This window comes from uncultured Ruegeria sp., from assembly GCF_947504215.1.
GTDB lineage: Bacteria > Pseudomonadota > Alphaproteobacteria > Rhodobacterales > Rhodobacteraceae > Ruegeria.
In genome coordinates this window covers 1-17,575 of record NZ_CANNGO010000018.1, presented here as the reverse complement: position 1 = coordinate 17,575, position 17,575 = coordinate 1, and the positions used below count along the sequence as shown (strand labels likewise).

The 17,575-nt window shown below is 56.4% G+C and carries 12 protein-coding genes; 10 read left to right on the top strand and 2 right to left on the bottom strand.

Annotated features, from left to right (window positions below; translation table 11 throughout):
* Positions 1–43: 43 nt before the first annotated feature.
* Entirely contained in the window at positions 44–871 is an 828-nt protein-coding gene (locus tag Q1B21_RS20760; protein WP_299892789.1) for an aminoglycoside phosphotransferase family protein, read from the bottom strand.
* 563 nt (positions 872–1,434) lie between these two features.
* On the opposite strand from Q1B21_RS20760, the gene rplJ reads away from it, so the two are divergent.
* From rplJ to Q1B21_RS20725, 7 genes are all read left to right on the top strand, one after another.
* Positions 1,435–1,953, top strand: a complete 519-nt coding sequence (rplJ, locus tag Q1B21_RS20755; RefSeq protein ID WP_298937812.1) for a 50S ribosomal protein L10 — start codon at positions 1,435–1,437, stop codon at positions 1,951–1,953.
* A 79-nt stretch (positions 1,954–2,032) separates the two neighbouring features.
* Positions 2,033–2,407 (top strand): 50S ribosomal protein L7/L12, encoded by a 375-nt coding sequence (gene rplL / locus Q1B21_RS20750; protein ID WP_170350962.1) that lies wholly within the window; start codon positions 2,033–2,035, stop codon positions 2,405–2,407.
* 251 nt (positions 2,408–2,658) lie between these two features.
* The gene (gene rpoB / locus Q1B21_RS20745) at positions 2,659–6,795 is read left to right on the top strand and encodes a DNA-directed RNA polymerase subunit beta (protein ID WP_299892786.1); all 4,137 of its coding nucleotides are present in this window, start codon (positions 2,659–2,661) and stop codon (positions 6,793–6,795) included.
* A 16-nt stretch (positions 6,796–6,811) separates the two neighbouring features.
* Positions 6,812–7,189, top strand: a complete 378-nt coding sequence (locus Q1B21_RS20740) for a hypothetical protein (RefSeq protein ID WP_298937814.1) — start codon at positions 6,812–6,814, stop codon at positions 7,187–7,189.
* The gene (rpoC, locus tag Q1B21_RS20735) at positions 7,186–11,427 is read left to right on the top strand and encodes a DNA-directed RNA polymerase subunit beta' (protein WP_299084692.1); all 4,242 of its coding nucleotides are present in this window, start codon (positions 7,186–7,188) and stop codon (positions 11,425–11,427) included. The genes Q1B21_RS20740 and rpoC overlap by 4 nt, the downstream gene beginning before the upstream one ends.
* Before the next feature lie 147 nt (positions 11,428–11,574).
* Positions 11,575–12,138, top strand: a complete 564-nt coding sequence (locus tag Q1B21_RS20730) for a T6SS immunity protein Tdi1 domain-containing protein (RefSeq protein WP_299892784.1) — start codon at positions 11,575–11,577, stop codon at positions 12,136–12,138.
* A 265-nt stretch (positions 12,139–12,403) separates the two neighbouring features.
* Positions 12,404–13,273, top strand: a complete 870-nt coding sequence (locus Q1B21_RS20725) for a DMT family transporter (RefSeq protein WP_299892783.1) — start codon at positions 12,404–12,406, stop codon at positions 13,271–13,273.
* On the opposite strand, the gene Q1B21_RS20720 is transcribed toward Q1B21_RS20725, so the two are convergent.
* The gene (locus tag Q1B21_RS20720; RefSeq protein ID WP_299892781.1) at positions 13,258–14,064 is read right to left on the bottom strand and encodes a putative rhamnosyl transferase; all 807 of its coding nucleotides are present in this window, start codon (positions 14,062–14,064) and stop codon (positions 13,258–13,260) included. The genes Q1B21_RS20725 and Q1B21_RS20720 overlap by 16 nt on opposite strands.
* A 383-nt stretch (positions 14,065–14,447) precedes the next feature.
* Here Q1B21_RS20720 and rpsL point away from each other — a divergent pair, with 383 nt between their 5' ends.
* Genes rpsL through fusA form a run of 3 tightly spaced genes read left to right on the top strand, consistent with a single transcriptional unit; the run spans position 14,448 to position 17,441 of the window.
* Positions 14,448–14,819: a 30S ribosomal protein S12 gene (gene rpsL, locus Q1B21_RS20715; protein WP_005621086.1), complete on the top strand. Its 372-nt coding sequence runs from the start codon at positions 14,448–14,450 to the stop codon at positions 14,817–14,819.
* A 15-nt stretch (positions 14,820–14,834) separates the two neighbouring features.
* Positions 14,835–15,305, top strand: a complete 471-nt coding sequence (rpsG, locus tag Q1B21_RS20710) for a 30S ribosomal protein S7 (protein WP_113791688.1) — start codon at positions 14,835–14,837, stop codon at positions 15,303–15,305.
* Between the two features lie 18 nt (positions 15,306–15,323).
* The gene (fusA, locus tag Q1B21_RS20705; protein WP_299892779.1) at positions 15,324–17,441 is read left to right on the top strand and encodes an elongation factor G; all 2,118 of its coding nucleotides are present in this window, start codon (positions 15,324–15,326) and stop codon (positions 17,439–17,441) included.
* Positions 17,442–17,575 lie beyond the last annotated feature (134 nt).

Below are 17,575 nucleotides of genomic sequence, written 5' to 3'. Positions count from 1 at the left end.
GCCCGGGCGGCGTGAGCTGCCCGGGTTTTTCTTTTCAGGGGGTCTATCGAAACGCCTGCTTCAGTCGAATTCCCAGCCGTGTGCGCATGTGGTCCTCGAAATCACTGCACTCATGGTCTGGTTGGCACAGGCGCAGCCAGTCCTTCAGCAGTCGTCCTCGGATACAGAAATCCAGAATCTCGATGTTGATCGGTTGGCGGTACAGCCGAAAGAACATCTCTTTGTTGCGTTTGAGGATGCCGCTGCGGTCCACATCGGCGCCAGCGCCGTCCCGAAAGATATCGGATTTCAGGAAATCGACGATGTCGTAAACTGCCAGTTTGTCGCGCGCTTCGGTGAAGTCCAGTCCGATCGTTTGGCCCTGTCCCACGATCAGATTGAGGCCGTGAAAATCGCCATGCGAAAAAACCCGAATATCTGAAACGCCCTTTAGACGTTCAGCTTCGGCGAGCATGGTGTTGACCATCCGCTGGCTTTCTTCTGCAAGCTCCAAAGGCAGGGATTGGAACAGATCCTGAACGCTGTCGGTCATCCATTTTGGTCGAAACGCGTAGTCCTCAGCTGGCCGAAATCTGTGCAGATCATTGAGCCATGATCCTGCGCGGCGAAAAACCTGCGCAACCTGATCGTCATCTTTGCTGTTGTAGATCAGGTCAACCGCCGTAGGCCGGTCGATGAATTCGGTGACGAAAAAGGCGCCTCCGGGCGAGATGTAAATGGGGTGCACAACCTGTGACGTCTTGTTGCCGTCAAAATGGGTGGAAAGCTTCGTCAGCAGATCAAATTCGTCGTTAAGCCGCCCAGAGGCAGGAGACTCGGTATCGATCTTCAACGCATAGGTTCGCGTACCCGACTGAACTTTTAGAACCATCCTGGAGTTTGGAAAGCCGTGAGACCTATAGAAACACTCGAATCGTGGCGTGTCATCAGCCGGAAGCTGACGCGAAAACTCGCCCACGAATTTAGATGCTAAGGCCTGTTCGCTTTCAGTGAGGTTGAACATTTCGGTTGGAAACTACATATCCCGGATCAGACTACCAGTACCGCTCGACTGGACCTGAGCCGGTAACCAGTGTCAATGGGTCCAAACCAATAGGTGTTTATGATGCGCGTGGGCCCTTGGTGGCGAAGCCCGGCTGAAAGACACGGTCGGGCCAATTTACCCCTTGGAAACCCCGTGCGTCTGCCCTAAAGAGAGCTGCGGAGTAAAGCGTGCGATTCGTCGTGCGCTTTATTTTGTTTCGTCCAAGACGGTGGGTGGGTCCATCTGGCCCCTTAATTCCCTGCCTGAGACGGGTAAGACCAAAGAATTTCGAGGGTCCCACCCTCGGGCGAATTTTGGCTCAATCCCGTAGCAACGGACCTGAACGCCGGGGCGTAAGCCGCGGCAAATATGAGCCGGGGTGAGATTTCGCCCCAAACTTGGAGAGAACTGTGGATAGAGCCCAGAAAGAGAAAGTGGTCGAGGAACTCGGCCAAATCTTCGAAAGCTCTGGCGTCGTAGTGGTTTCGCACTATGCCGGTCTGACAGTTGCCGAGATGCAGGACCTTCGCGCACGTGCTCGTGACGCGGGTGGCTCCGTGCGTGTTGCCAAGAACAGGCTCGCCAAAATCGCCCTCGATGGAAAGCCATGTGAAAGCATTGCTGACCTGCTGACGGGTATGACCGTTCTGACCTATTCCGAGGACCCCGTGGCAGCAGCCAAAGTGGCCGAGGACTTCGCCAAGGAGAACCAAAAGTTCGAAATCCTTGGCGGTGCAATGGGCGAGAACGCTCTGGACCGCAAAGGCGTTGAAGCCGTTTCGAAAATGCCGTCTCGCGAGGAGCTTATTGCTTCGATCGTGGGCTGCATTGGCGCACCTGCTTCGAACATCGCCGGCGCGATTGGCGCACCTGCAAGCAACATCGCAAGCATCCTTTCCACCATCGAAGAGAAGGCGGAAGCTGCGTAAGCGGTTGGCACTGAATGATCTGCGTAGGGCATATGTCCTGACGTTGGAACACACACTGTAAACGGAAAGAGCTGATACAATGGCTGATCTGAAAGCACTCGCAGAAAGCATCGTGGGTCTGACCCTGCTGGAAGCACAAGAACTGAAAACCATCCTCAAAGACGAATACGGCATCGAGCCCGCAGCTGGCGGCGCCGTAATGGTTGCAGCAGGCGGCGACGCCGGTGGCGCAGCCGAGGAAGAAAAAACCGAATTCGACGTCGTTCTGAAGAACGCCGGCGCTTCGAAAATCAACGTGATCAAAGAAGTTCGCGGCATCACCGGTCTTGGCCTGAAAGAAGCCAAAGAGCTGGTCGAAGCTGGCGGCAAGATCAAAGAAGCTGTGTCGAAAGACGAAGCCGAAGAGATCAAAGGCAAGCTGGAAGCAGCTGGCGCCGAGGTCGAACTGGCCTAAGTCAGTCTTTTGGTGTGTCGCTGATGCACCGGAAATTTGGCTGGATCCGGAGAAATCCGGGTCCAGCCGAACCTGTCTTAGAAAGGACCTCTGACAAAGGAGGTGTTTTCTAAGACGCGGTTCGCGGATCGGGAGGCCACCATTCGGGACGGTGGCCACGAATTGATCCGGACGTGTCGTCTCTAATGTGCAAGGCGCCGGGGCCCGACGGTGTCTTAGCCCGCTGAGAACATCGAAAGGTGACATCTGACATGGCTCAATCGTTCCTTGGCCAGAAACGTCTTCGGAAATACTACGGCAAAATCCGCGAAGTGCTGGAGATGCCGAACCTCATTGAGGTCCAGAAATCCTCTTATGATCTATTCCTGCGCTCCGGCGATGCAGAGCAGCCCGCAGACGGCGAAGGCATCAAAGGTGTGTTCCAGTCGGTTTTCCCGATCAAGGATTTCAACGAAACCTCCGTTCTGGAGTTCGTGAAATACGATCTGGAAAAACCCAAATACGACGTCGAAGAGTGCATGCAGCGCGACATGACCTACAGCGCGCCGCTGAAGGTCACTCTGCGTCTGATCGTGTTCGATGTCGATGAAGATACCGGCGCCAAGTCGGTCAAAGATATCAAGGAACAGGACGTGTTCATGGGCGATATGCCCCTGATGACGCCAAACGGGACATTTGTTGTGAACGGCACTGAGCGAGTGATCGTATCCCAGATGCACCGTTCGCCCGGTGTGTTCTTCGATCATGACAAAGGCAAGACCCACTCCTCGGGTAAGCTTCTGTTTGCCTGCCGCATCATCCCGTATCGCGGCAGCTGGCTGGACTTTGAGTTTGACGCCAAAGACATCGTCTTCGCCCGTATCGACCGTCGCCGCAAGTTGCCTGTGACAACCCTGCTTTATGCGCTGGGTCTGGATCAGGAAGCGATCATGGACGCCTATTACGATACGGTGTCCTACAAGCTGGACAAGAAGAAGGGCTGGGTCACGCCGTTCTTCCCCGATCGTGTACGTGGCACGCGCCCGACCTATGATCTGGTTGATGCGAAATCCGGTGAGGTGATTGCAGAAGCAGGCAAGAAAGTTACGCCGCGCGCTGTCAAGAAGCTGATCGAAGAGGGCACGGTCACCAACTTGCTGGTGCCGTTCGATCATATCGTTGGTAAGTTTGTCGCCAAAGACATCATTAACGAAGAAACCGGCGCCATCTATGTCGAAGCCGGTGATGAGTTGACGCTGGAGTATGACAAAGACGGCGATCTGATCGGTGGTTCTGCGAAGGAACTGATCGATGCGGGCGTCACCGACATCCCGGTTCTGGATATCGATAATGTCAATGTCGGTCCCTACATGCGCAACACCATGGCCGCAGACAAGAACATGGGCCGTGACACCGCGCTGATGGACATCTATCGCGTGATGCGTCCGGGCGAGCCGCCCACCGTCGAAGCGGCCTCGGCCCTCTTCGAAACGCTGTTCTTCGACAGCGAGCGCTATGACCTGTCCGCCGTTGGCCGTGTAAAGATGAACATGCGTCTGGCTCTGGATGCGCCCGATACACTGCGCACCCTGCGCCGCGAAGACATCGTGGCCTGCATCAAGGCGCTGGTCGAGCTGCGCGACGGCAAAGGTGACATCGACGATATCGACCACCTGGGCAACCGTCGTGTGCGTTCTGTCGGCGAACTGATGGAAAACCAGTACCGCGTTGGCCTGCTGCGCATGGAGCGCGCGATCAAAGAGCGTATGTCTTCGGTCGAGATCGACACCGTCATGCCGCAGGACCTGATCAATGCGAAACCGGCAGCTGCTGCTGTTCGTGAATTCTTCGGCTCGTCGCAGCTGTCGCAGTTCATGGACCAAACCAACCCGCTGTCGGAAGTCACTCACAAACGCCGTCTCTCGGCGCTTGGCCCCGGTGGTCTGACACGTGAGCGTGCGGGCTTTGAGGTGCGCGACGTTCACCCGACCCACTATGGCCGGATGTGCCCGATTGAGACGCCGGAAGGTCCGAACATCGGTCTGATCAACTCGCTGGCCACCTTCGCCCGCGTGAACAAGTATGGCTTCATCGAAACACCGTACCGCGTCGTCAAAGACGCCGAGGTGACCGATGAGGTTCACTACATGTCCGCGACCGAGGAAATGCGTCACACAGTGGCGCAGGCGAACGCGACGCTGGATGCGGATGGCAAGTTCATCAACGATCTGGTGTCGACCCGTCAGTCGGGCGACTACACTCTGGCCCCGCGCGAGAATGTGGACCTGATCGACGTCAGCCCGAAACAGTTGGTATCGGTCGCCGCGTCGCTGATTCCATTCCTTGAAAATGACGACGCCAACCGGGCCTTGATGGGTTCGAACATGCAACGTCAGGCGGTTCCGCTGCTGCGGGCCGAGGCGCCGCTGGTCGGCACCGGTATCGAGGAAAAGGTTGCGATCGACTCGGGTGCTGCGATTCAGGCGAAACGTGCCGGTATCATCGACCAGGTCGATGCCCAGCGTATCGTTATTCGTGCTACCGAAGATCTGGAACTGGGCGACGCGGGTGTGGACATCTACCGTCTGCGCAAATTCCAACGTTCGAACCAGAACACCTGCATCAACCAGCGTCCGCTGGTGAAAGTGGGTGACACTGTCACGAAAGGCGAGGTTGTCGCTGATGGTCCGTCCACCGATATCGGTGAACTGGCACTGGGTAAGAACGTGGTCGTCGCGTTCATGCCTTGGAATGGCTACAACTACGAAGACTCGATCCTGATCAGCGAACGTATCGCGCGTGATGACGTCTTTACCTCGGTCCATATCGAGGAATTCGAAGTCGCCGCCCGTGATACAAAGCTGGGCCCGGAAGAGATCACCCGTGACATCCCGAACGTCGGTGAAGAAGCGCTGCGCAACCTCGACGAGGCGGGCATCGTTTACATCGGCGCGGATGTTGAGCCCGGCGATATTCTGGTCGGCAAGATCACTCCGAAGGGCGAAAGCCCGATGACCCCGGAAGAAAAGCTGCTGCGCGCCATCTTTGGTGAAAAAGCATCTGACGTCCGTGATACTTCGCTGCGCGTGAAGCCGGGTGATTACGGTACGGTCGTGGAAGTCCGCGTCTTCAACCGTCACGGTGTGGAAAAAGACGAGCGTGCGCTGCAGATCGAGCGTGAGGAAGTCGAACGTCTGGCCCGTGACCGGGACGACGAGTTGGCGATCCTTGACCGCAACATTTATGCGCGTCTGCAAGGTCTGATCCTGGGTAAGACCGCTGTCAAAGGCCCGAAAGGTGTCAAGGCAGGATCGGTGATCACCGAGGACCTGCTTGAAATGCTGACCCGTGGTCAGTGGTGGCAGCTGGCCCTGGAAGACGAGAAGGACGCGCAGATCGTAGAGGCTCTGAATGAGCAGTACGAAGTGCTCAAGCGCGCTCTGGACGCCCGTTTCGAAGACAAGGTCGAGAAGGTGCGTCGTGGTGACGATCTGCCGCCGGGTGTGATGAAGATGGTCAAAGTCTTTATCGCCGTGAAGCGTAAGCTGCAGCCGGGTGACAAGATGGCCGGTCGTCACGGGAACAAGGGTGTGATTTCCAAGGTTGTTCCGATGGAAGACATGCCGTTCCTGGCCGATGGTACGCCGGTTGACTTCTGTCTGAACCCACTGGGCGTGCCTTCGCGTATGAACGTTGGACAGATCCTTGAAACCCACATGGGTTGGGCCGCACGCGGTCTGGGTCTGAACATCGACGAAGCACTGGGTGAATACCGCCGTTCTGGCGACCTGACCCCGGTTCGCGAAGCGATGAAGCTGGCCTATGGTGAGAATGTCTATGAAGAAGGCATTGCCGGCATGGACGAAGGTCACCTGATCGAGGCTGCGGGCAACGTGACCCGCGGTGTTCCGATCGCGACCCCCGTCTTTGACGGAGCCAAAGAGGCTGACGTCAACGATGCGCTGGTGCGTGCGGGCTTCTCGGAAAGCGGTCAGTCGGTTCTGTTCGACGGTCGTACGGGTGAGCAATTTGCGCGTCCTGTGACCGTTGGCATCAAGTACCTGCTGAAACTGCACCACCTTGTGGACGACAAGATCCACGCGCGTTCGACCGGGCCGTACAGCCTGGTTACCCAGCAGCCGCTGGGCGGTAAGGCGCAGTTCGGTGGTCAGCGCTTTGGTGAGATGGAAGTCTGGGCTCTGGAAGCTTACGGCGCCGCCTACACCCTGCAGGAGATGCTCACCGTGAAATCGGATGACGTCGCCGGCCGGACCAAGGTCTATGAGTCGATCGTCAAGGGCGAGGATAACTTTGAAGCGGGCGTACCGGAATCGTTCAACGTTCTGGTGAAAGAAGTCCGCGGCCTCGGCCTGAATATGGAACTCCTGGATGCGGAGGTTGAGGAGTAATACTCCTCATGTGGACATGGAACTGATTTTCGTCTTTGGATCAAACCTAGCTGGACGCCACGGAAAGGGCGCAGCGCTTCATGCCAAGAAGGTATGGGGCGCGGCACCCGGCGTCGGTGAAGGTTTGACGGGTCGTGCCTATGCACTTCCCACCAAGGATCGAAAAGTCCAAACCCGCCCGTTAAGCGAAATCGACAAGGCAATTGAACGCTTCATTGCCTGTGCCCATGAAAATCAAGACAAGTTCTTTCTTCTGACACCAGTCGGTTGTGGACTTGCCGGATACAAAGCGCGTGATGTGGGAGCGATGGTTCGCTCCAAGAATCCCCCCAAGAATGTGGTACTATCCACTAGTTGGTTGGATCACTTCACCCCTGCTGGAGGCCTGAAATGAACCAGGAAATCACCAACAATCCATTTAACCCGCTGACGCCCCCGAAGGTTTTCGACGAGATCAAGGTCTCGCTGGCGTCGCCCGAGCGGATCCTGTCTTGGTCCTATGGCGAGATCAAGAAACCTGAAACCATCAACTACCGGACTTTCAAGCCCGAACGTGACGGTCTGTTCTGTGCGCGTATCTTTGGCCCGATCAAAGATTACGAATGTCTGTGCGGCAAGTATAAGCGGATGAAGTATCGCGGCGTTGTCTGCGAGAAATGCGGTGTGGAAGTTACCCTGCAAAAAGTCCGCCGCGAGCGTATGGGTCATATCGAACTGGCCGCGCCCGTTGCGCATATCTGGTTCCTGAAATCGCTGCCGTCCCGCATCGGTCTGATGCTGGACATGACACTGCGCGATCTGGAACGTGTTCTGTACTTTGAAAACTACGTCGTCATCGAGCCCGGTCTGACTGACCTGTCCTATGGCCAGATGCTGAACGAAGAAGAGTATATGGATGCGCAGGATGCCTATGGCATGGACGCGTTCACCGCGAACATCGGTGCCGAAGCCATCCGTGAGATGCTGGCCCAGATCGATCTGGAAGCCGAAGCCGAGCAGCTGCGTGCTGATCTGGCCGAAGCAACCGGTGAACTGAAGCCCAAGAAAATCATCAAGCGTCTGAAGGTTGTTGAATCCTTCCTTGAGTCGGGCAACCGCCCCGAGTGGATGGTGATGACCGTGATCCCGGTCATTCCGCCGGAACTGCGTCCGCTGGTTCCGCTGGATGGTGGCCGTTTCGCGACCTCGGATCTGAATGATCTGTATCGCCGCGTCATCAACCGGAACAACCGTCTGAAGCGTCTGATCGAGCTGCGCGCGCCTGACATCATCGTCCGCAACGAAAAGCGGATGCTGCAGGAATCGGTGGATGCTCTGTTCGACAACGGTCGTCGTGGCCGCGTAATCACCGGCGCCAACAAGCGTCCGCTGAAATCGCTGTCGGACATGCTGAAAGGTAAGCAGGGCCGCTTCCGTCAGAACCTTCTGGGTAAGCGCGTCGACTTCTCGGGCCGTTCGGTCATTGTGACCGGTCCGGAGCTTAAGCTGCACCAGTGTGGTCTGCCCAAGAAGATGGCGCTGGAACTGTTCAAGCCCTTCATCTATTCGCGCCTCGAAGCCAAGGGTCTGTCTTCGACCGTTAAACAGGCGAAGAAACTGGTCGAGAAAGAGCGTCCCGAAGTGTGGGATATCCTCGACGAGGTGATCCGCGAACACCCTGTCATGCTGAACCGTGCGCCGACATTGCACCGTCTTGGCATTCAGGCGTTCGAGCCGGTCTTGATCGAAGGGAAAGCGATTCAGCTGCACCCGCTGGTCTGTTCGGCCTTCAACGCCGACTTCGACGGTGACCAGATGGCCGTTCACGTCCCGCTGAGCCTTGAGGCCCAGCTGGAAGCGCGCGTTCTGATGATGTCGACCAACAATGTTCTGTCGCCAGCAAACGGCGCGCCGATCATTGTTCCTTCGCAGGATATGATCCTGGGTCTGTACTATGTGACGCTGGAACGCGAAGGCATGATCGGCGAAGGCAAGGTCTTTGGTTCGATCGAAGAAGTTCAGCATGCGCTGGACGCCGGTGAAGTGCATCTGCACACCAAAATCACCGCGCGGATCACGCAGATCGACGAGGAAGGCAACGAAGTTCAGAAGCGTTTCGAGACCACTCCGGGCCGTTTGCGTCTGGGGGCTCTGCTGCCGCTGAACAACAAGGCGCCGTTCGAACTGGTCAACCGCTTGCTGCGGAAGAAAGAAGTGCAACAGGTGATCGACACTGTCTACCGGTACTGCGGTCAGAAAGAGTCGGTGATCTTCTGCGACCAGATCATGTCGATGGGCTTCAAAGAGGCGTTCAAGGCCGGTATCTCATTCGGCAAGGACGACATGGTGATCCCGGGCGACAAGTGGGGCATCGTTGATGAAACCCGCGGTCAGGTGAAAGACTTTGAACAGCAGTACATGGACGGCCTGATCACTCAGGGCGAAAAGTACAACAAAGTTGTCGATGCCTGGTCGAAGTGTAACGACCGCGTCACTGATGCGATGATGGGCACGATCTCGTCTTCGGATCGGGCAGAGGACGGGTCCGAACAGGAACCGAACTCGGTCTACATGATGGCGCACTCCGGTGCGCGTGGCTCGGTCACTCAGATGAAGCAGCTGGGCGGGATGCGCGGCCTGATGGCAAAGCCGAATGGCGACATCATCGAAACGCCGATCATCTCGAACTTCAAGGAAGGTCTGACCGTTCTTGAATACTTCAACTCGACCCACGGTGCCCGTAAGGGTCTGTCGGATACCGCTCTGAAGACGGCGAACTCGGGTTACCTGACCCGTCGTCTGGTGGACGTCGCCCAGGACTGCATCGTTCGCGAGATCGACTGTGGTACCGAGCGAGCGATCACGGCTGAAGCTGCGGTCAATGACGGTGAGGTTGTTTCCTCGCTGGCCGAGCGTGTGCTGGGCCGTGTCTCTGCCGACGATGTTCTGCGTCCGGGTACGGATGAAGTTCTGGTTGCCGCTGGTCAACTGATCGACGAACGTATGGCGGATACCATTGACGAAGCTGGTGTAGCATCCATGCGCATCCGCTCGCCTCTGACCTGTGAGTCGGAAGAGGGCGTCTGCGCCACTTGCTATGGTCGTGACCTAGCGCGTGGTACACGGGTTAACACCGGTGAAGCGGTGGGCATCATCGCCGCCCAATCCATTGGTGAACCTGGCACACAGCTGACGATGCGGACCTTCCACATCGGCGGTGTTGCCCAGGGGGGACAGCAGTCCTTCCAGGAAGCCAGCCAGGACGGTGTCGTTTCGTTCGAGAACCCGCAGCTTTTGGTCAATTCAGCAGGTGAAAGCCTGGTGATGGGCCGGAACATGAAGCTGGTGATCAGCGACGAACATGGCGAAGAGCGTGCCAGCCACAAGCTGGGCTACGGTTCGAAGCTGTTCGTTAAAGATGGCGCCAAGGTGGCTCGTGGCGACAAGCTGTACGAATGGGATCCCTACACCCTGCCAATCATCGCCGAGAAAGCCGGTACCGCGAAGTATGTCGACCTTGTTTCGGGCATCGCTGTCCGGGATGAGACCGACGATGCAACCGGTATGACCCAGAAGATCGTGATCGACTGGCGCGCCGCCCCCAAAGGCAGCGACCTCAAGCCCGAGATCATTCTGGTTGGCGAAGATGGCGAGCCGGTCCGCAACGATGCGGGCAACCCGGTTCACTATCCGATGTCGGTGGATGCGATCCTGTCGATCGAAGACGGTCAGCAGATCGAAGCTGGTGAAGTTGTGGCGCGTATCCCGCGTGAAGGCGCCAAAACCAAGGACATCACCGGTGGTCTGCCGCGTGTGGCTGAACTGTTCGAAGCCCGTCGTCCGAAAGATCACGCAATCATCGCAGAAGCCGATGGTTATGTGCGCTTTGGCCGCGACTACAAGAACAAGCGCCGCATCAGCATTGAGCCGGCGGACGAGTCGATGGAAACGATCGAGTATATGGTGCCCAAGGGCAAACATATCCCGGTCGCGGAGGGCGACTTTATCCAGAAGGGTGAATACCTGATGGACGGCAACCCGGCCCCGCATGACATCCTGTCCATCATGGGTGTCGAAGCGCTGGCGGATTACATGATCGACGAAGTGCAGGATGTTTATCGCCTTCAGGGCGTGAAGATCAACGACAAGCACATCGAGGTTATCGTGCGCCAGATGCTGCAGAAGTGGGAGATCCTGGATTCAGGCGACACCACCCTGTTGAAAGGCGAACATGTCGACAAGCAAGAGTTTGACGCAGCCAACGAGAAGACACTCTCGCGTGGTGGTCGTCCGGCTCAGGGCGAACCGATCCTGCTGGGGATTACCAAAGCCTCGCTGCAGACACGTTCGTTCATCTCGGCGGCGTCGTTCCAGGAAACCACCCGCGTTCTGACCGAGGCTTCGGTTCAGGGTAAGAAAGACAAGCTGGTTGGTCTGAAAGAGAACGTCATCGTTGGTCGTCTGATCCCTGCCGGGACCGGTGGTGCCACCCAAAGTGTCCAGCGCGTAGCTCAGTCACGCGATAACGTGGTAATCGAAGCTCGCCGGGAAGAGGCTGAAGCCGCCGCTGCTCTGGCTGCGCCGGTCATGGATGACGACATGGTCGGAGACGAGCTGGACGTTCTGGTGGAAACACCAGAAAGCCGCGAGTAAAGGCAATCTGATACCAAATGATGAGGCCCCGCGATGTCGCGGGGCCTTTTTTTGCTAACTATCAAACCGCGCGGTTCCTACTTCGCTGCAACAGCCGCTCCACTGCTCTGCTTTGAGCCCTTAGCAACTACAACTTAACATGTTAGCGTGAATACAATTTTTACGACGAAAGAAAAAACACTGCCCTTGTCTAAATGGAAGAAAACGAAGCAGCTTGAAGGTGCGTACAGGCTTTATCGTCCTGAAGACGTTGCACGTTTCACTCGCTGTATTTCCGATGTGTTTCCAAAGCTTGATGGTCGGTTCGAGAGCTTCGGCGCAGATTGGATGGGTCGTCAATTTGCCTTGGATCATAGCCGAACTGAAATCGGCCAACCCGAGGTTGCACTACTCGACCCTGCCACTGTCGAGATATTCGAAATACCATGTGGGTACTCAGACTTCCACAATGTGGAGATGGTTCAATTTCCCAACGAAACAATTGAATACGAGAGGTATAAAGAATGGCTGTCTTCCGGCGGAAAACAACCGTCCTACGGAGAATGCGTGTGCCACAAAGTATCTCTTTTCTTAGGTGGCAAAGATGACTTTGCCAATCTGGAAATCACAGACCTAGAGGTCTATTGGGGCATTACAGGGCAAATTGTAGCGCAGGTTCGAGACCTTCCAGACGGGACAAAAATCAACCGTGTTGATATCTCGGAAGCATGATCCCTAGAGACGCTAACTTGAGCCGCAACTTTGTCCGCGATGCCGACTTTGAGCAAATACAGCATTTGCTGCATCACATCGTTGTTTTCTCGGATAATACACATTTTGGCTAACCGTTTTCGGTTTCACCGAAAAGACCCGCGAACGATTGCCAATTTTCACCTCTAGCACGGTTAAAATCCACTTTGCTCGAGCTCCCGGAGATTGACATCTCTCCAGCTTGTAAGACCAATGCATCGACACCGTTACTTCGGACCCATTCGCCATGACACCAAACACAAAGGGCGCGCTGCTGATGATGGGCAGTATGGCGGCCTTTACCTTGAATGACACGTTGGTGAAAGCTGCTCTGCAGGACCTGCCTCTTTTTCAGCTGGTCGCAATCCGAGGGGTTCTGGCGGTTATCCTTGTTTATTTGCTGGCCCGATCCCTTGGCGCGCTGCACCTGAATTTTCCGCACCATGATAAGTGGCTGATCGCACTGCGTTGTCTTGCCGAGCTCTCGGCGACGTTCTTTTTCCTGACCGCTCTGAAGAACATGCCTTTGGCCAATGTAACGGCTGTTCTTCAGGCGCTGCCCTTGACGGTCACTTTAGGCGCCGCGTTGCTTTTCTCGGAACATATCGGTTGGCGTCGCGCCTTGGCGATTGCACTCGGGTTTGCAGGGATGCTGCTGATCGTCAGGCCTGGCCCGGCCGGGTTCAGCGTGTATTCGGTTTACGCACTCATCGCGGTTGCCTCGGTGACGGCACGGGATTTGATCACGCGTCGCATGTCGACCGACGTACCTTCTATGGTCGTCACGCTGGCGACGTCCGCATCAATTGCGCTGGCCGCGGCGGTTGCTTCGGTGCTCGAAGGGTGGGTTCCGGTTTCGGTCGCGACGGGATCGTTGGTTGCTGCGGCGGCCGTGTTCGTTTTGATGGGGTACTTGTTCAGCGTCATGGTTATGCGCCAGGGTGACGTCGGGTTCGTGGCCCCGTTCCGATACTCTAGCTTGATCTGGGCGCTGGGTTTGGGTTGGGCCGTATTTGGCGAATGGCCTGACAACTTGACGATGCTGGGCGCTGTACTGATCGTGGGAGCTGGTTTGTTCACCTTGCTGCGGGGACGGTCACGTCAACCGGCCGAGTGAATCTTCCTGACCGTGTTTTGATCGATGGCAAAGCGCGCGACAAATTCGTTTTCGGTTTCAGCTGACAAAAGCGGCAATTCTCGGGTGTCATTGCGTGCTTGATGGGAGTCGTTGAAACTGTTCAAGGCTCGCACCCACATCGGGGCGTCCGGAAAGCTGACCACGGGCATGAAGCGACCGATCCTGTTGTGCGTGAAGCTCATGATCGTTTGCGAGCACTTCCCCGCAACATACATTCCCAAACCCACGCCAAGAAGTGAGTTAAAGATCGGTTTTGCCCGCACGCCGTCTGGCCCGAACCGGGCAAGGAACCCATTGTTAAAGTCGATGCCCACGGTTCTGTTGCGCTCGATCACCCCACGGCTGTCGTGGGCGGCAATACGCAATCTTTCGACGAAGTCGACTGAAACGGCGTCATCGTCGTCATGGCGGAATTGAAGACATGGCTTGTCCGGGTCCTGTCGGGATGAATTCAGCACCTCTTTCATCACCGTGCGATGTTGGGCGGGTTCCCGTCCGAGTATCCGGATTTGTCTGATACCAGCGGTCAAATCCATTAACCGCTCATAGGGCTCTTTCGGAAGGCAATTTCCGATCACAATCAGAAATTCGAATTCTTCGTCTGTCTGTTCCCGAATACAGGGCAAAGTAGAGGATTCGAACAAGCGAAACCGCTCGTCCAGTCGTGCGGGACTGTACAAATAGCGCCGCCGCTCATCGATGGTTTCATGTTGGATTTGGTAGCCGCCAATCGCGGGATAGGAGAAGCGGCAGAGGCCGATGACTTGCATGATTTATCCACTGGCAGATCAATGCGCTGACTATGCCGATGTCATAGGCGGGCTGCAACCGACCAGGGCGCTGGAAACTTAAGACCTGCTTTGATAAATCAGTGCAATCAAGCTGGCAGGGTGTGCTGTTGACACTTCGGCCGACTCCCCCTATACGCGCGTCATCTCGGTACCGGGGGCCGCCCCATAACCGATTCCAGTAATGAACTGGTCAAGGCCCGAACACTTTTATCGTTCGCGCCCTCTGATAACAAACCGCGACGTTCACCTCGGAATGGGAACGCTCGCGGGTTTTGCGCTTGTGGACGCATAAGTGCAGCGAATTTAACCGCACGCATCGCGCGTGCATGTCATGTGTGTTGCAAAACGGGGATATAACCGGAATGCCAACGATCCAACAGCTGATCCGCAAGCCGCGGCAGCCGAAAGTAAAACGCTCGAAGTCCATGCACCTGGAGCAGTGCCCGCAAAAACGCGGCGTCTGCACACGTGTTTATACGACCACACCGAAAAAGCCGAACTCGGCGATGCGTAAGGTTGCGAAGGTGCGCCTGACCAACGGGTTCGAGGTTATCTCGTACATCCCCGGTGAAAGCCACAACCTGCAGGAACACTCGGTTGTTCTGATCCGCGGCGGCCGTGTAAAAGACCTTCCCGGTGTCCGTTACCACATCCTGCGCGGTGTTCTGGATACCCAGGGCGTCAAAGACCGTAAACAACGTCGTTCGAAATACGGCGCGAAGCGTCCCAAATAAGAAGGAGAGGCTGATATGTCACGTCGTCACGCCGCCGAAAAACGCGAAGTCCTGCCTGATGCCAAATTTGGCGACAAGGTCCTGACAAAATTCATGAACAACCTGATGATCGACGGTAAAAAGTCGGTTGCAGAGCGCATCGTCTACAACGCATTTGACCGCGTTGAAGGCAAGATCAAGCGCGCACCTGTCGAAGTGTTCCACGAAGCGCTCGACAACATCAAACCGTCGGTCGAGGTTCGCTCGCGCCGGGTTGGTGGTGCAACCTATCAGGTTCCGGTCGAAGTGCGCCCCGAGCGCCGCGAAGCACTGGCCATCCGCTGGCTGATCACTGCTGCGCGTGGCCGCAACGAAAACACCATGGAAGAACGCCTCGCCGGTGAACTGATGGACGCCGTACAGTCCCGCGGTACCGCTGTGAAGAAGCGCGAAGACACCCACAAGATGGCCGAGGCGAACAAAGCCTTCAGCCACTACCGTTGGTAATTCCAGAGGCTTATCAAAATGGCACGCGATTATACACTCGATCATTACCGTAACTTCGGTATCATGGCGCATATCGATGCAGGTAAAACCACTTGCTCGGAACGCATCCTGTACTACACCGGTAAATCCCACAACATTGGTGAAGTGCACGACGGTGCCGCCACCATGGACTGGATGGAGCAGGAGCAGGAACGTGGTATCACCATCACTTCGGCTGCGACCACCACCTTCTGGGAACGCACCGAAGACGGCGAAACCGCTGACTCGCCCAAGCACCGCCTGAACATCATCGACACCCCCGGCCACGTCGACTTCACCATTGAAGTTGAGCGTTCGCTGGCGGTTCTTGACGGTGCGGTTTGTGTTCTTGACGCAAACGCCGGTGTTGAGCCCCAGACCGAAACCGTATGGCGTCAGGCTGACCGCTACAAGGTTCCGCGTATGGTGTTCGTCAACAAGATGGACAAGATCGGCGCTGACTTCTTCAACTGTGTTCGCATGATCGAAGACCGTACCGGCGCACGTGCTGTTCCGGTTGGTATTCCGATCGGCGCAGAGACCGAGCTGGAAGGCCTGGTTGATCTGGTCACCATGGAAGAATGGCTGTGGCAGGGCGAAGACCTGGGCGCAAGCTGGGTCAAAGCACCGATCCGTGACAGCCTGAAGGACATGGCTGACGAATGGCGCGGTAAAATGATCGAAGCGGCCGTCGAAATGGACGACGACGCGATGATGGAATACCTGGAAGGCAATGAGCCCGACGTTCCGACCCTGCGCGCCCTGCTGCGTAAAGGTACTCTGGACATCGCGTTTGTTCCGGTTCTGGGTGGGTCCGCGTTCAAGAACAAAGGCGTTCAGCCGCTGCTGAATGCTGTAATCGACTACCTGCCCAGCCCGCTGGACGTTGTTGATTACATGGGCTTCAAGCCGGGCGACGAAGACGAAGTTCGTGACATTCCGCGTCGTGCGGATGATGACATGGCGTTCTCGGGTCTGGCGTTCAAAATCATGAACGACCCCTTTGTTGGCTCTCTGACGTTCACCCGGATCTATTCGGGCACCATGCAGAAGGGCGACTCGATCCTGAACTCGACTAAAGGTAAGAAAGAGCGCATCGGTCGTATGATGATGATGCACTCCAACAACCGGGAAGAAATCGAAGAAGCGTTTGCAGGCGACATCATCGCGCTGGCGGGTCTGAAAGACACGACAACTGGTGACACCCTGTGTGATGCGAAGGATCCGGTGGTTCTGGAAACCATGACCTTCCCTGATCCGGTGATCGAGATCGCGGTCGAGCCCAAAACCAAGGGCGACCAAGAGAAGATGTCCCAGGGTCTGGCCCGTCTGGCCGCAGAAGACCCGTCCTTCCGCGTGGAAACTGACATGGAATCCGGTCAGACCATTATGAAGGGCATGGGCGAACTTCACCTGGACATCCTGGTGGACCGTCTCAAGCGCGAGTTCAAGGTCGAGGCCAATATCGGTGCGCCGCAGGTGGCCTATCGTGAGACCATCGGTCACGAAGCGGAAATCGTTTACACCCATAAGAAACAGTCGGGTGGATCGGGTCAGTTTGCTGAAGTGAAAATGATCATCACGCCAACAGAGCCGGGCGAAGGGTATTCCTTCGAATCTCGCGTTGTCGGTGGTTCGGTGCCTAAGGAGTACATTCCGGGCGTTGAAAAAGGGATCAGATCCGTCATGGATAGCGGCCCGCTGGCTGGCTTCCCTGTGATCGATTTCAAAGTAGCGCTGATCGAGGGTAAGTACCACGACGTGGACTCTTCTGTTCTGGCCTTTGAAATTGCCGCACGTATGGGTATGCGCGAAGGCATGCGCAAAGCTGGCGCGAAACTGCTGGAACCGATCATGAAGGTCGAAGTGATCACCCCGGAAGAATACACTGGCGGGATCATTGGCGACCTGACATCGCGTCGGGGCCAAGTGTCTGGACAAGAACCCCGCGGCAACGCCATCGCAATCGACGCGAACGTTCCGCTGGCCAACATGTTTGGCTACATCAACACTCTGCGTTCGATGTCGTCGGGCCGTGCCCAGTTCACCATGCAGTTCTCGCATTACGATCCGGTTCCGCAGAACATCTCGGACGAGATTCAGGCGAAATACGCATAAGCGAAATCAGGGAAGGGGCGTTCGACCTCTTCCCTTTCTCAATGACAGGAGGCCATCATGGCAAAGGAAAAGTTTGAGCGTAATAAGCCGCACGTCAACATTGGAACGATTGGCCACGTTGACCACGGCAAGAC

What these genes read in the sequence shown, in the direction of transcription:
- rplL (WP_170350962.1), top strand. Translation starts at nt 2,033, where the DNA reads ATGGCTGATCTGAAAGCACTCGCAGAAAGCATCGTGGGTCTGACCCTG.
- rpoC (WP_299084692.1), top strand. Translation starts at nt 7,186, where the DNA reads ATGAACCAGGAAATCACCAACAATCCATTTAACCCGCTGACGCCCCCG.
- fusA (WP_299892779.1), top strand. Translation starts at nt 15,324, where the DNA reads ATGGCACGCGATTATACACTCGATCATTACCGTAACTTCGGTATCATG.
- rpsL (WP_005621086.1), top strand. Translation starts at nt 14,448, where the DNA reads ATGCCAACGATCCAACAGCTGATCCGCAAGCCGCGGCAGCCGAAAGTA.
- rpoB (WP_299892786.1), top strand. Translation starts at nt 2,659, where the DNA reads ATGGCTCAATCGTTCCTTGGCCAGAAACGTCTTCGGAAATACTACGGC.
- Q1B21_RS20725 (WP_299892783.1), top strand. Translation starts at nt 12,404, where the DNA reads ATGACACCAAACACAAAGGGCGCGCTGCTGATGATGGGCAGTATGGCG.
- Q1B21_RS20720 (WP_299892781.1), bottom strand. Translation starts at nt 14,064, where the DNA reads ATGCAAGTCATCGGCCTCTGCCGCTTCTCCTATCCCGCGATTGGCGGC.
- Q1B21_RS20760 (WP_299892789.1), bottom strand. Translation starts at nt 871, where the DNA reads ATGGTTCTAAAAGTTCAGTCGGGTACGCGAACCTATGCGTTGAAGATC.
- rpsG (WP_113791688.1), top strand. Translation starts at nt 14,835, where the DNA reads ATGTCACGTCGTCACGCCGCCGAAAAACGCGAAGTCCTGCCTGATGCC.
- Q1B21_RS20740 (WP_298937814.1), top strand. Translation starts at nt 6,812, where the DNA reads ATGGAACTGATTTTCGTCTTTGGATCAAACCTAGCTGGACGCCACGGA.